This window comes from Terrisporobacter vanillatitrophus, from assembly GCF_051148895.1.
GTDB classification, from domain to species: domain Bacteria; phylum Bacillota; class Clostridia; order Peptostreptococcales; family Peptostreptococcaceae; genus Terrisporobacter; species Terrisporobacter vanillatitrophus.
In genome coordinates, this window is the sequence record NZ_CP154625.1 from 301,516 (window position 1) to 315,594 (window position 14,079).

10 protein-coding genes and 1 rRNA gene are annotated in these 14,079 nt (G+C 32.0%); all 11 read left to right on the forward strand.

What is annotated here, in order from left to right; translation table 11 throughout:
• The first annotated feature begins 19 nt into the window (after positions 1–19).
• Positions 20–568: a hemerythrin domain-containing protein gene (locus TVTCOM_RS01695; RefSeq protein WP_434798127.1), complete on the forward strand. Its 549-nt coding sequence runs from the start codon at positions 20–22 to the stop codon at positions 566–568.
• Positions 569–586: 18 nt separating this feature from the next.
• Entirely contained in the window at positions 587–772 is a 186-nt protein-coding gene (locus TVTCOM_RS01700) for a DUF1858 domain-containing protein (RefSeq protein WP_434798128.1), read from the forward strand.
• 165 nt (positions 773–937) lie between these two features.
• Positions 938–2,959 carry an NAD-dependent DNA ligase LigA gene (gene ligA / locus TVTCOM_RS01705; RefSeq protein ID WP_434798129.1) on the forward strand — a complete coding sequence of 674 codons (2,022 nt, stop codon included), beginning with the start codon at positions 938–940 and terminating at the stop codon, positions 2,957–2,959.
• Positions 2,960–3,215: 256 nt separating this feature from the next.
• Positions 3,216–4,565 (forward strand): ribonuclease PH, encoded by a 1,350-nt coding sequence (rph, locus tag TVTCOM_RS01710; protein ID WP_434798130.1) that lies wholly within the window; start codon positions 3,216–3,218, stop codon positions 4,563–4,565.
• Positions 4,566–4,580: 15 nt separating this feature from the next.
• The gene (locus TVTCOM_RS01715; protein ID WP_434798131.1) at positions 4,581–5,054 is read left to right on the forward strand and encodes a metallophosphoesterase family protein; all 474 of its coding nucleotides are present in this window, start codon (positions 4,581–4,583) and stop codon (positions 5,052–5,054) included.
• Between the two features lie 131 nt (positions 5,055–5,185).
• A complete protein-coding gene (tig, locus tag TVTCOM_RS01720; protein ID WP_434798132.1) occupies positions 5,186–6,481 on the forward strand; it encodes a trigger factor in 1,296 nt (431 codons plus the stop codon).
• A gap of 66 nt (positions 6,482–6,547) precedes the next feature.
• Positions 6,548–7,135: an ATP-dependent Clp endopeptidase proteolytic subunit ClpP gene (clpP, locus tag TVTCOM_RS01725; protein ID WP_434798133.1), complete on the forward strand. Its 588-nt coding sequence runs from the start codon at positions 6,548–6,550 to the stop codon at positions 7,133–7,135.
• Positions 7,136–7,151: 16 nt separating this feature from the next.
• Complete coding sequence (gene clpX, locus TVTCOM_RS01730) at positions 7,152–8,399, forward strand: ATP-dependent Clp protease ATP-binding subunit ClpX (RefSeq protein ID WP_434798134.1); 1,248 nt, start codon at positions 7,152–7,154, stop codon at positions 8,397–8,399.
• Positions 8,400–8,716: 317 nt separating this feature from the next.
• Positions 8,717–11,074 (forward strand): endopeptidase La, encoded by a 2,358-nt coding sequence (gene lon, locus TVTCOM_RS01735; RefSeq protein ID WP_434798135.1) that lies wholly within the window; start codon positions 8,717–8,719, stop codon positions 11,072–11,074.
• Positions 11,064–11,675, forward strand: coding sequence for a ribosome biogenesis GTP-binding protein YihA/YsxC (gene yihA, locus TVTCOM_RS01740; protein WP_434798136.1), 612 nt, complete (start codon positions 11,064–11,066; stop codon positions 11,673–11,675). The genes lon and yihA overlap by 11 nt, the downstream gene beginning before the upstream one ends.
• Before the next feature lie 734 nt (positions 11,676–12,409).
• Positions 12,410–13,913 (forward strand): 16S ribosomal RNA (locus TVTCOM_RS01745).
• Positions 13,914–14,079 lie beyond the last annotated feature (166 nt).

The following is a 14,079-nucleotide window of genomic DNA, read 5'->3' on the forward strand; positions in this document are numbered from 1 at the left end:
ATACTAAGGAGAAAACATAATGAGTGGAATAGATTTGTTGATAAAAGAACATAAATATGTTAGTCGTATACTTGTTGTTATGAGAAAAGCATGTTTAAACTTTATGGACAATAAAGAGATAGATTATGATGATTTTAATAAGATTATTAGTTTTGTTAAAGATTTTGCTGATAATCATCATCATAAAAAAGAAGAGACTTTTTTATTTAACAAAATGGTAGAACACCTGGGAGAAACGGGTAAAAATGTTATTACTCATGGAATGCTTGTGGAGCATGACCTGGGAAGAAACTACATGAGAAATTTAGAAGAAGCTTTAAATAAATATAAAGATGGAGATAAAGAGGCAGGATTGGATATAATAGCAAATGCTATATCTTACGCTACTTTATTAGAAAATCATATAAATAAAGAAAATAATGTAATTTTTAATTTTGCTAGAAGATCGTTAAAAGAAGATATTTTAAAGAATATAGATGAAGAATGTTTTGAATATGAAGAAAAAAACTCTTCCATAATAGAAGAAAATATTGGTATACTAAATTCTCTAGAAGAGAAATATATATAAATAAAAGGAGAAAAGATTATGATAACTAAAGATCAAACTATAGGTGAAGTATTACAATTAAATCCAAATGCAGCAAACATATTAATGAGATTTGGTATGGGGTGCTTAGGTTGCCCATCAGCACAAGTTGAATCAGTAGAGCAAGCGTGTGAAGTACATGGACTTAACTTAGAAGAAGTTTTATCAGCATTAAATGAAAAATAATTATTAAACAAGACCTCTTAGGCAATAAACTACCTAAGGGGTTTTTTTATATTAAAAATATCCATTAATTGAAAATAATAATTTGAGATAAATTTTTAAAATGTTATACTAAAAAATATAATAAGGAATAATAAAAAAAGATAATAAACGAGGTGAGTAATAATTATGGAAGCAGAAAACAGAATTAAAGAACTTATTGATTTGATAAATTATCACAATGAAAAGTATTATAACGATGACGTACCAGAAATTGAGGATTTTGAATATGATAATTTAATGAAAGAATTAATTAAATTAGAAGAAGAAAATCCAAGCTTAAAAAGAGTTAATTCTCCTTCCAATAGAGTGGGTGGAAAGGCATTAGACAAGTTTAACCAAGTAACGCATAAAATACCAATGCTTAGTTTATCAAATGCGTATTCAGCAGCAGATTTAAGAGACTTTGATAGAAGAGTTAGAGATGCAGTATATGGAGAAGTAGAATACGTTATAGAATTTAAAATAGATGGACTTTCAGTAAGCCTTACATACAATAATGGACAATTTGAAAAAGGAGCTACTAGAGGAAGTGGTGTTGTAGGTGAAGACATTACAAATAACCTAATGACAGTTAAAACAATACCGCTAAAAGTAGACTATAAAGACGAATTAATTGTAAGAGGAGAAGTTTATATCTCAAAAGATAATTTTGAAAAAATAAATAAACAACAAGAAGAGTTAGATCAACCTTTATATGCTAACCCAAGAAACTTAGCAGCAGGTTCTCTTAGACAATTAGATTCAAAATTGACAGCAAAAAGACCTTTAGATATATTTATATTTAACTTAGAGCATTTGGAAAATGATAATTGCAAAACTCATAGTGAATCTTTAGAGTTATTATCTAAGCTAGGATTTACGGTAAGTCCAGATTACAAAGTGTTTAATAACATAGAAGACATAATAAAATACATAGAATACTGGACTGAACATAGAGAAGAATTAAAATATGGAATCGATGGAATGGTTATAAAAGTTAATAACTTTGACCAAAGAGAACAGATGGGATTCACGGCAAAAAGTCCAAGGTGGGCAATTGCCTATAAATTCCCGGCAGAAAGAAAAACAACAAAGTTGTTAGATATAATCATAGAAGTTGGAAGGACAGGAAACATTACACCAACAGCTGTTTTAGAGCCTGTTAAACTTGCAGGAACAACAGTAAGTAGAGCAACACTTCATAACGAGGATAATATAAAAGAAAAGGACATAAGAATCGGTGACATGGTTGTGGTTCAAAAAGCTGGAGATATCATACCGCAAGTTGTAGAAGTAGACAAAGAAGCTAGAACAGGCGAAGAAGTAATTTTTGAAATGCCTCACCAATGTCCTGTTTGCGGAGAACCAACTGTACGATTAGAAGGAGAAGCAGCAGTAAAATGCATAAATATGTCTTGTCCTGCTCAAATTAGAAGAGGTATTATTCACTTTGTTTCTAGAGATGCTATGAATATAGATGGCCTAGGAGAGTCAATAATAACATTACTATTAGAACAAAATCTTATAAAAGATGTTTCTGATTTATATTATCTTAAAAAAGAAGATATAGTAAACTTAGAAAGAATGGGAGAAAAATCAGCAACAAATCTTATAAATGCCCTAGAAAAATCTAAGACAAATGATTTATACAGGTTAATTAATGGATTGGGAATAAAACATATAGGTGTTAAAGGTGCAAGAATTATTGCTAATGAATTTAAAGATTTAGATGTAATAATGAATTTAAATTCAAATCAACTTGTTAATTTAGAAGAGTTTGGTGAGACTATGGCAGATAGTGTTGTTGAATTCTTTAAAGAAGAAAAAAATATTTCTGTAATAGAAAAATTAAAAAATTCAGGTGTAAATACTAAAATAATTGACAATGATAATGAAGGTATTATAAAAATATTTGATAAAATGAAAATTGTATTAACAGGAACTCTACCAACTCTTAAGAGAAATGATGCAAAAGATATAGTAGAAAAGTTAGGTGGAAAAGCAACTTCAAGTGTTAGTAAGTCCACATCATTTGTTCTTGCAGGAGAAGAAGCTGGTTCAAAACTTACAAAAGCAAATGAACTAGGAGTGAAGGTAATAGATGAAGAAACTTTCCTTAACTTATCTAAATTATCTTCTAAAGAAGAAGTATTAGAAATCTTGAAATAATTAAGAAATAATATTCATAATATGTTTGGATAAATGAACCATTATTTTGTAGTAAATTAAATTGAAGAGTGCTAAAATTATAACTATGAATAGATTAGAATAAGTATTGAAATAATAGATATTTTCAAAAGCAACTATAAGATTCTAATATAATAAGCGAAGTAAATTTTAAGCAAAGGATTTATCCGAAGAAGCGGTAGCGAGGATATATTGTTGGCACTATGAGCGAAGCGAATTTTGCAAGAAAGGAAAAACAATGATTAGAATTGATGGGAGAAAATTTGATCAAATTAGAGACGTAAAAATTACAAGAAACTTCACAAAGTATGCAGAAGGTTCTGTTTTAATAGAAATGGGAGAAACAAAAGTTGTATGTACAGCATCAATAGAAGAAAAAGTACCTCCTTTTTTAAGAAATACTGGAACAGGTTGGATAAATGCAGAATATTCAATGTTACCTAGATCAACGCAACAAAGAAAAATAAGAGATTCTTCAAAGGGAAAAATTGATGGAAGAAGTCAAGAAATACAAAGATTAATAGGTAGAGCAATAAGATCTGTTGTAGACTTAAATAAACTTGGTGAAAGGACTATTTGGGTTGACTGTGATGTTATTCAAGCTGATGGAGGAACTAGAACTGCTTCTATAACAGGAGCATTTGTGGCTGTTGCTGAGGCGATTTATAAATTATACAGTGATGGCTTAATTAAAAAAATGCCTATACAAAACTTTGTATCTGCTATAAGTGTTGGTATAGTTAATGATGAGTGTTTACTTGATATATGCTATGAAGAAGATTCCAATGCACAAGTAGATATGAATATAATAATGACTGACAGATGTGAGTTTGTAGAAGTCCAAGGTACTGGAGAAGAAAGACCTTTTTCTAGAAAAGATCTAAATAAACTGTTAGAACTAGGAGAAAAAGGGAATAAAGAACTTATAAGGATACAAAGAGTAGCATTAGGAGAAATTGCTGATGAAATATTAGGTATGGATTATGGCAACGACATAGTTATTTCTACAGGAAATGCACATAAACTAGAAGAAATAGGTGCAATACTAAAAGATTTAGATTATAATATATATTCTCTTAAAGATGTAAATTTAGATAATTTAGATATTGAGGAAAATGGAAGAACATTTGAACATAATGCATTAATAAAAGCAAGAACTGTGGCTAAACTTACTAATATGATAACAATAGCTGATGATTCAGGACTAGAAGTAGATGCAATAGGTAAAAAACCAGGGATTTATTCAGCTAGATATGCTGGAGAAAATGCTACAGACGAAGAAAATAGAGAAAAATTATTAAAGGCTTTAAAAAATACTCCAATAAGTCATAGAACTGGAAGATTTGTTTGTTGTATAGCAGTAGTATTTCCAGATGGTAAAGAATTTGTAGTTAGAGGAAATTGTGAAGGAACTATAGCTTTCGAAGAAAAAGGTAAAAATGGATTTGGATATGATAGTTTATTCATAGTTGATAATTACAATAAGACTTTTGCAGAATTACCATCCACTGTTAAAAATGCCATAAGTCACAGAGCTAAAGCTTTAGAACTTATGAAGGAAGAACTTTCAAGAAGAGTTATAAGATAATAAAGGGTAAAATATATGAAAATAGGAATAATTAGTGATACTCATGGTGATATGAGAACTATAGATAAAGCAATTCCATATTTAAATAAGTGCGATTTAATTATTCATGCTGGTGATTATATTGATGATGCAGAATACATATATTATTCAACAGATGTGAATGTTAAATGTGTAAAAGGAAATTGTGACTCATATAATATAGATGGACATTATGAATTAAAATTTTCAGTTAGCAATAAAAATTTCTTTGTATGTCATGGCCACCATCATGATGTGAAAATGGGTGTTAACTCATTATATAGATTTGCAAAAGATAATAATATTGACTTTGTAGTATTTGGACACACTCATATTCCAATATATGAAACAATAGACAATATTACTTTTATAAACCCAGGTAGCCTTACATATCCAAGAGGTGGCAGTGATAGAGCTTTTGGAATATTAACATTAGATGATAATATTTCATATGAAGAGATAAAAATATAAACAAGAAGTGTTGAAATTAAGGGAACACTTGTAAATAAAAAACCTTGTATGATATAATTAAAGAGTTACCTATAAATTAGAATTATAATTTATAAAAATCATTACATAAGATATTTAGGAGGATAAAGTTAATGAAAGTAGAATTAATTAAAACAGAAGGCAATAAAGTAAGTTTTAAATTAACTGTAGATAACGATAAATTTGAATCAGCAATAGTTAAGGCTTACAATAAGAATAAAGGGAAATATAATATACCAGGATTCAGAAAAGGTAAAGCACCTAGAAAAATAATAGAAACTAACTACGGAAAAGGCGTATTCTATTCTGATGCAATAGACATACTATTCCCAGAGGTATATCCATCTGCTATAGATGAATTAAAAATAGACCCAATCGATGCTCCATCAATAGATATAGAAGAAATAAGCAAAGATAACGGATTAGTTATATTAGTTGATGTAGAAGTTAAACCATCTTTTGAATTAGGTGAGTACAAAGGTGTTGAAGTAGAAAAAGTTGAAGAAACTGTAAATGAAGATGCTGTTACTGCTAAATTAGAAGAAATGAGAGAAAAAGGATCAAGATTAGTATCTGTTGAAAGAGAAATAGCTAATGGAGATACTGCCAACATAGATTTCGAAGGATTTGACGGAGAAGTTGCTTTTGAAGGTGGAAAAGGTGAGAACTATGACTTAGTTATAGGTTCAGGATCATTCATACCAGGATTTGAAGAGCAATTAGTTGGTAAAAAAGTTGGAGAAGAATTAGAAGTTAATGTTACTTTCCCAGAAGAATACCATGCTGAAAACTTAGCTGGAAAACCAGTTGTTTTCAAAGTTAAAGTAAATGATGTTAAAGTAAAAGAATTACCAGAGTTAAACGATGAGTTTGCTGCTGATACTACTGAGTTCAATACTTTAGAAGAATTAACAGCTGATGTTAGAGCTAAAGTTGAAGCAGATGCTGCAGAAGCGGCTAAAAATGAATTAAGAAATAGAGTTATAGAAAAAGTTGTAGCTAATACAGAAGTAGAAGTTCCAGAAGCTATGGTTAAAAATGAAATAGAAAACCAAATGATGGAACTTAACTATCAATTACAATACCAAGGATTTGGAATGGAGCAATTCTTACAAATGACTGGTAAAACTATGGAAGAATTCAAAGCTGAATTCACTGCCAACAGAAGAGATGAAGCTATAAGAAATGTTAAAACTTCATTAGTAATAGAAGCAATAGCTAAAGCTGAAGATGTTCAAGTTAGCGAAGAAGAAGTAGATTCAGAAGTAGCAAAAATGGCTGAATCTTATAACATGACTGTTGAACAAGTTAAAGAAGCTTTAAGACCAACTGACTTAAAAGATATGGAAGGTCAATTAAAAATAAGAAAAACTATAGATTTATTAGTTGATAGTGCTAAAATAGCTTAATTCTTTACAGTAGTCCCCCCGGACTACTGTAAATTATATATTAAACATTCAGAGGGGGTATGATTTATGGCATTAGTACCTACAGTAGTAGAACAAACAGGAAGAGGAGAAAGAGCCTATGATATATATTCTAGATTATTAAAAGATAGAATAATATTTTTAGGTGATGAAGTAAATGATGTAACTGCTGGGCTTGTAGTGGCTCAACTACTTTTCTTAGAAGCTGAAGATCCAGATAAAGACATACATCTATATATAAATTCCCCAGGTGGAAGTGTTACAGCAGGTATGGCTATATATGATACTATGCAATATATTAAACCTGATGTAAGCACAATATGTATAGGTATGGCGGCATCTATGGGTGCATTTTTATTAAATGCTGGAGCAAAAGGTAAAAGATATGCTCTTCCAAATAGTACAATAATGATACATCAACCATTAGGTGGTGCAAAAGGTCAAGCAACAGATATAGAAATTCATGCTAAATGGATTTTACAAATAAAAGAAAGATTAAATCAAATTCTTTCTGAAAGAACAGGTCAACCATTGGAGAAAGTGAAGGCTGACACTGAACGTGACAACTTTATGAGTGCAATGGAAGCTAAGGAATATGGGTTAGTTGACAAAGTCATAGAGAAAGCCCATAGTTAGGAAAGAGGTGCTTGTTATGTCAAAATACGAAGAAAAAAGACAACTGAAATGTTCATTCTGCGGGAAAACACAAGATCAAGTAAGAAGATTGATTGCAGGTCCTAACGTTTATATATGTGATGAATGTGTAGAACTTTGTGATGAAATCATTCAAGAAGAAATTGAAGAAACAATGGAAGAGGATACTACATCTCTGCCAAAACCTAAAGAAATGATGGAGATTCTTAATGACTATGTAATTGGTCAAGAAAGAGCTAAAAAAATATTATCAGTTGCGGTTTATAACCACTATAAAAGAATATATAGTAAAAAATCTACAACTAAAGATATAGAAATACAAAAGAGTAACATCCTTTTACTTGGACCAACAGGTTCTGGAAAGACACTACTTGCTCAAACTTTAGCTAGAACACTAAATGTTCCCTTTGCAATGGCAGATGCTACTTCTTTAACAGAAGCAGGATATGTAGGTGAAGACGTTGAAAATATACTATTAAAGCTTATCCAAGCAGCTGATTTTGACATAGAAAAAGCAGAAAGAGGAATAATCTACATTGATGAAATAGATAAAATTGCTAGAAAGTCAGAAAACCCATCTATTACAAGAGATGTAAGTGGTGAAGGCGTTCAGCAAGCTCTTTTAAAAATTCTAGAAGGAACTGTAGCTAATGTTCCGCCACAAGGAGGAAGAAAACATCCTCATCAAGAATTCTTAAAAATAGATACTACTAATGTATTATTTATTTTAGGTGGTGCCTTTGATGGTATAGAAAAAATAATTCAAAGGCGTGGAACAGAAAAAACAGTAGGGTTTGGTGCTAAAATTGAAAGTAAGAAAGCTACTGATTTAGGGAAAATATATGCAAAAGTTCTTCCTGAAGACTTACTTAAATTTGGTATAATACCTGAGTTTATAGGTAGAATACCTGTAGTTGCTACATTAGAGTTACTAGATGAAGATGCTTTAATGAGAATTTTACAAGAACCTAAAAATGCTCTAGTTAAACAATATAAAAAATTATTTGAACTAGACAGTGTTGATTTAGAGTTCGATGAAGAGGCTCTAAGAGCTATAGCTAAAAAAGCTATAGATAGAAATACCGGGGCTAGAGGTCTTAGAAGTATAGTTGAGAGTGTTATGATGGAAACTATGTATGAGATTCCATCAAGAGAAGATATCAAGAAAGTAATAGTTACGAAAGAATCTGTTGCTGATGAAACACAACCAATTATGGTTCTTAAAGATAAAGAAGAAAGTGCATAATTAATATAAAAAGGAGCTTATATATTAATAAGCTCCTTTTAATTTCCAACTGCTTAATGAAGGTGTTTTTACAACATATAACTTAAGCAAGAGGTCTATTAAATTTAGTTTTATTATTCTAAATTAATACGTACTTTATATGTAGCTTCAATTATAAACAAAATAAATATTTATAAATGAATTATTATTTTATTAATATAGCATAATAAAATTAACCTAAATTATGCATATTGCTATGTTGATTTGTGTTGAAAATTAACATACATAAATATATAATATAAAAAGCAAAGAAAATAGCACTTTAAGGAGTGATAATGATGGAACAAAATTATACTAAAATTGACCATGAGTTACCATTGATACCTTTAAGAGGATTAGCCATATTTCCATATATGATATTAAATTTTGATATAGGTAGAGAAATGTCATTAAAAGCATTAGATCAAGCTATGTTAGAAGATGAATTAGTATTTTTAACTTCGCAAATAGAAGCAGAAGTAGATGAGCCTACAACAGAAGATTTCTATCATGTTGGAACTATTTGTAAAGTTAAACAAGTTATCAAATTACCTGGAGATACAGTTCGTGTTTTAGTAGAAGGAGTATCTAGAGGTAAAGTTAAAGAAATAGACGAAGAAGATGGATATTTTAAAGCAATAGTAGAAGAAATAATATATGATCAAGAAAATGCAGAGTTAGATATAGAAGTAGAGGCATTTGTAAGAAATGTTTTTGATGCATTCGAAGAATACATAAATATAGGAAATAGGGTTTCGCCAGAAATCTTAGTGTCTCTTGGAGAAATAGAAAATGTTGATAGATTTATAGATACTATTGCATCTAATATTTACTTAAAAGCAGAACAAAAACAAGAAATTCTTGAAGAGTTTGATATAGTTAAAAGATTAGAGTTATTGTATAGAATTCTGTTGGAAGAAATAGATATACTAAAAATAGAAAAGAAAATAACTCTAAGAGTCAAGAAACAAATGAATAAGGTTCAAAAAGAATATTATCTTAGAGAACAATTAAAAGCTATACAAAAAGAATTAGGAGAAGATGAAGACTTAACTTCTGAGGTTGAAGAATATAAAGAAAAACTTAAGAAGATTAAAGCGCCTAAGGAAACAAAGGAAAAAATAGAAAAAGAAATTAATAAATTTTCTAGAACATCTCTGGGATCTCCAGATTCATCAGTAAGTAGAACATATTTAGATACTATATTCTCACTACCATGGAATAAAGAAACAAGAGATAAACTTGATTTAAAAAATGCTAGAGAGATTTTAGATGAGCAACATTATGGATTAGAAAAAGTTAAAGATAGAATATTAGAATATTTAGCTATAAGAAAATTATCTAAATCACTAAAAGGACCAATAGTTTGTTTAGTAGGACCTCCAGGTGTTGGTAAAACTTCTATAGCAAAATCTATAGCAGAAGCCTTAGGTAAAAAATTCGTAAGAATATCTTTAGGTGGAGTAAGAGATGAAGCTGAGATAAGAGGGCATAGAAGAACTTATGTAGGTTCTATACCAGGTAGAATAATCAATGGTATAAAAGAAGCTCAAACTAAGAACCCAGTATTCTTATTAGATGAAATAGATAAAATGGCAGCAGATTATAAAGGAGATCCATCTTCAGCAATGCTTGAAGTCTTAGATCCAGAACAAAATAAAACATTTGTTGATCATTATTTAGAAGTACCTTTTGATTTATCGAAAATACTATTTGTTACTACAGCAAATAGCTTAAGTACAATACCAGGGCCATTACTTGATAGAATGGAAATAATAGAAGTATCAGGTTATATTGAAGAAGAAAAACTTAATATAGCACAGAAATACTTACTTCCAAAACAAATTAAAGAAAATGGATTAAAAGAAGGATTTGTAACAATAGAAGAATCAGCAATGAGAGACATAATAAACTATTATACAAGAGAAGCAGGAGTTAGAACTTTAGAGCGAACTATAGGTAAGATTTGTAGAAAAATTGCTAAAAAATTCGTTGAAGACTCATCACTAGAAGATGTTTTAGTAACTTCTAAAGATTTAGAAGAATATCTAGGCAGAGATAGATATCTATATGATTTAGCGGGAACAAAACCTGAAGTAGGTGTAGTAACAGGTCTTGCATGGACTTCGGTAGGAGGAGTTACGCTTCCTGTAGAAGTAAATGTATTAAAAGGAAAAGGGCAAATTGTATTAACAGGATCACTTGGTGACGTAATGAAGGAATCGGCTAGAACAGGTATATCTTATATAAGATCTATAGCGGATAAATTTGACATAGACCAAGATTTCTACAAAACAGAAGATATTCATATACATTGTCCAGAAGGAGCAACTCCAAAAGATGGTCCATCTGCAGGTGTAACTATGGCTACTGCAGTAATTTCTGCATTAACTAAAATTCCTGTTAGATGTGATGTGGCTATGACTGGTGAAATAACTCTTAGAGGTAGAGTAATGGTTGTAGGTGGAATTAAAGAAAAGGTACTTGCAGCACATAGGGCTGGAATTAAAAAAGTTTTAATACCAAGAGAATGTGATGCTCAATTAGATGAAATACCTGAAAATGTAAAAGAAAAACTAGAAATTGTTCTTATTGACCATATGGATCAAGTTTTAGAGCATGCTTTAGTAAAAGACGGTGATAAAAATGAAAATTAGAAGTTCAGAAATAGTGGTAAGTGCAATTAAAAAAGATCAATATCCTGATGAAGGACTGCCAGAGATAGCTTTAGTTGGAAGATCGAACGTGGGAAAATCTTCAGCTACAAATGCTTTATTAAATAGAAGAAACTTTGCAAGAACAAGTCAAACTCCTGGGAAAACAAGAACTATAAACTTTTATAAAATAAATGATGAGTTTTATTTTGTTGACCTTCCTGGTTATGGTTATGCTAAGGTATCAAAATCAGAAAAGGATAAATGGGGAGTTATTATGGAAAGATATCTACAAGATAGACAAGAATTATGTGCTATTTTCTTACTTGTAGATATAAGACATGAGCCAACAAACGATGATGTTATGATGTATGAATGGATAAAGCACTTCGGATATAACTGTGTTATTATAGCAACAAAAGCAGATAAAATATCTAGAGGTCAATATCAAAAACATATAAGCATAATAAGAAAAAAATTACAGCTTGAAAAAGATGAAAAAGTAATACCACTTTCTTCTTCAAAGAAAACTGGAGTAGAAGATGTATGGAATGAAATAATAGCTCAATATGAAGAACATGGTTATGAAATAACAGTTGATTAGTATAAAATTGTGCTGAAATGTAAATTCACATTTCAGCACAATTTTTTTACTTACAAGGATATTGATAGCACAAGCTTTTATTAACATTTAAATTTTAAGAGGATAGAAATACTTGTAATAATTTCATGAGAGGTATTCTATTTTGATTAAAATATTGATCATAATTAATTTATTCGTGAAAAATTAGAGCTAAGAGGCGAGCAATTATAATTAAATAATTATTAAAAAACTAGGCATAATTGTTCTTACTTTGAGTATATTAATAGATGACGATAAAATACTTGATATGAGATATTTATTATTTTTATATAAAAATATAAAAAATTATTCACATTATTAGCTGATGGATTGTTGATAAAAATTAATAATTCACAATATAGGCCTGTTTCAAATTGTTTATAATGTGGATAAAATGTAATGAGGTATGTTAATAAGTTTTTTATAAAATTATAGTATAAAAAAAGTTTAAAAAAACTATTGACCAATATAATTTACGATGATATAGTATTACTTGTCCTTGAGACAGGGACAAAAGGTCAACAAAAAACTTTTGAAAAAAAGTTGTTGACAAAGAAAAACAGCTTTGGTAGAATAAAGAAGCTGAAACAAGCAAAAGAACTTTGAAAATTAAACAGTAGGTTAACAATAAATTAATTCTTTAAGAATTAAACTGAAACAACAAACAAACCAAGCCAGATATTCAGATAATGATTAGCTGAGCAATTGGACAACTTTTATTTGAGAGTTTGATCCTGGCTCAGGATGAACGCTGGCGGCGTGCCTAACACATGCAAGTCGAGCGATTCTCTTCGGAGAAGAGCGGCGGACGGGTGAGTAACGCGTGGGTAACCTGCCTCATACACATGGATAACATACCGAAAGGTATGCTAATACAGGATAATATAAGAGATTCACATGGATTTCTTATCAAAGCTCCGGCGGTATGAGATGGACCCGCGTCTGATTAGCTAGTTGGTAAGGTAACGGCTTACCAAGGCGACGATCAGTAGCCGACCTGAGAGGGTGATCGGCCACATTGGAACTGAGACACGGTCCAAACTCCTACGGGAGGCAGCAGTGGGGAATATTGCACAATGGGCGAAAGCCTGATGCAGCAACGCCGCGTGAGTGATGAAGGCCTTCGGGTCGTAAAACTCTGTCCTCAAGGAAGATAATGACGGTACTTGAGGAGGAAGCCCCGGCTAACTACGTGCCAGCAGCCGCGGTAATACGTAGGGGGCTAGCGTTATCCGGATTTACTGGGCGTAAAGGGTGCGTAGGTGGTTTCTTAAGTCAGGAGTGAAAGGCTACGGCTCAACCGTAGTAAGCTCTTGAAACTGGGAAACTTGAGTGCAGGAGAGGAAAGTGGAATTCCTAGTGTAGCGGTGAAATGCGTAGATATTAGGAGGAACACCAGTAGCGAAGGCGGCTTTCTGGACTGTAACTGACACTGAGGCACGAAAGCGTGGGGAGCAAACAGGATTAGATACCCTGGTAGTCCACGCCGTAAACGATGAGTACTAGGTGTCGGGGGTTACCCCCCTCGGTGCCGCAGCTAACGCATTAAGTACTCCGCCTGGGGAGTACGCTCGCAAGAGTGAAACTCAAAGGAATTGACGGGGACCCGCACAAGTAGCGGAGCATGTGGTTTAATTCGAAGCAACGCGAAGAACCTTACCTAAGCTTGACATCCTTTTGACCGATGCCTAATCGCATTTTTCCCTTCGGGGACAGAAGTGACAGGTGGTGCATGGTTGTCGTCAGCTCGTGTCGTGAGATGTTGGGTTAAGTCCCGCAACGAGCGCAACCCTTGCCTTTAGTTGCCAGCATTAAGTTGGGCACTCTAGAGGGACTGCCAGGGATAACCTGGAGGAAGGTGGGGATGACGTCAAATCATCATGCCCCTTATGCTTAGGGCTACACACGTGCTACAATGGGTGGTACAGAGGGCAGCCAAGTCGTGAGGCCGAGCTAATCCCTTAAAGCCATTCTCAGTTCGGATTGTAGGCTGAAACTCGCCTACATGAAGCTGGAGTTACTAGTAATCGCAGATCAGAATGCTGCGGTGAATGCGTTCCCGGGTCTTGTACACACCGCCCGTCACACCACGGAAGTTGGGGGCGCCCGAAGCCACTTAGCTAACCCTTTGGGAAGCGAGTGTCGAAGGTGAAATCAATAACTGGGGTGAAGTCGTAACAAGGTAGCCGTATCGGAAGGTGCGGCTGGATCACCTCCTTTCTAGGGAGAATTAACCTACTGTTTAATTTTGAGGGTTCTTTATGAAAACTCAAAATTAGTACTTTGAAAACTGCATAACATTTAGTGATATGACATTATAAAAGAAGAAGATAAACTTCTTAAAAAATATATCATATAAAGAAGATAACTTTTAAAAATATCAAAC

What these genes read in the sequence shown, in the direction of transcription:
- TVTCOM_RS01695 (WP_434798127.1), top strand. Translation starts at nt 20, where the DNA reads ATGAGTGGAATAGATTTGTTGATAAAAGAACATAAATATGTTAGTCGT.
- TVTCOM_RS01700 (WP_434798128.1), top strand. Translation starts at nt 587, where the DNA reads ATGATAACTAAAGATCAAACTATAGGTGAAGTATTACAATTAAATCCA.
- ligA (WP_434798129.1), top strand. Translation starts at nt 938, where the DNA reads ATGGAAGCAGAAAACAGAATTAAAGAACTTATTGATTTGATAAATTAT.
- rph (WP_434798130.1), top strand. Translation starts at nt 3,216, where the DNA reads ATGATTAGAATTGATGGGAGAAAATTTGATCAAATTAGAGACGTAAAA.
- TVTCOM_RS01715 (WP_434798131.1), top strand. Translation starts at nt 4,581, where the DNA reads ATGAAAATAGGAATAATTAGTGATACTCATGGTGATATGAGAACTATA.
- tig (WP_434798132.1), top strand. Translation starts at nt 5,186, where the DNA reads ATGAAAGTAGAATTAATTAAAACAGAAGGCAATAAAGTAAGTTTTAAA.
- clpP (WP_434798133.1), top strand. Translation starts at nt 6,548, where the DNA reads ATGGCATTAGTACCTACAGTAGTAGAACAAACAGGAAGAGGAGAAAGA.
- clpX (WP_434798134.1), top strand. Translation starts at nt 7,152, where the DNA reads ATGTCAAAATACGAAGAAAAAAGACAACTGAAATGTTCATTCTGCGGG.
- lon (WP_434798135.1), top strand. Translation starts at nt 8,717, where the DNA reads ATGGAACAAAATTATACTAAAATTGACCATGAGTTACCATTGATACCT.
- yihA (WP_434798136.1), top strand. Translation starts at nt 11,064, where the DNA reads ATGAAAATTAGAAGTTCAGAAATAGTGGTAAGTGCAATTAAAAAAGAT.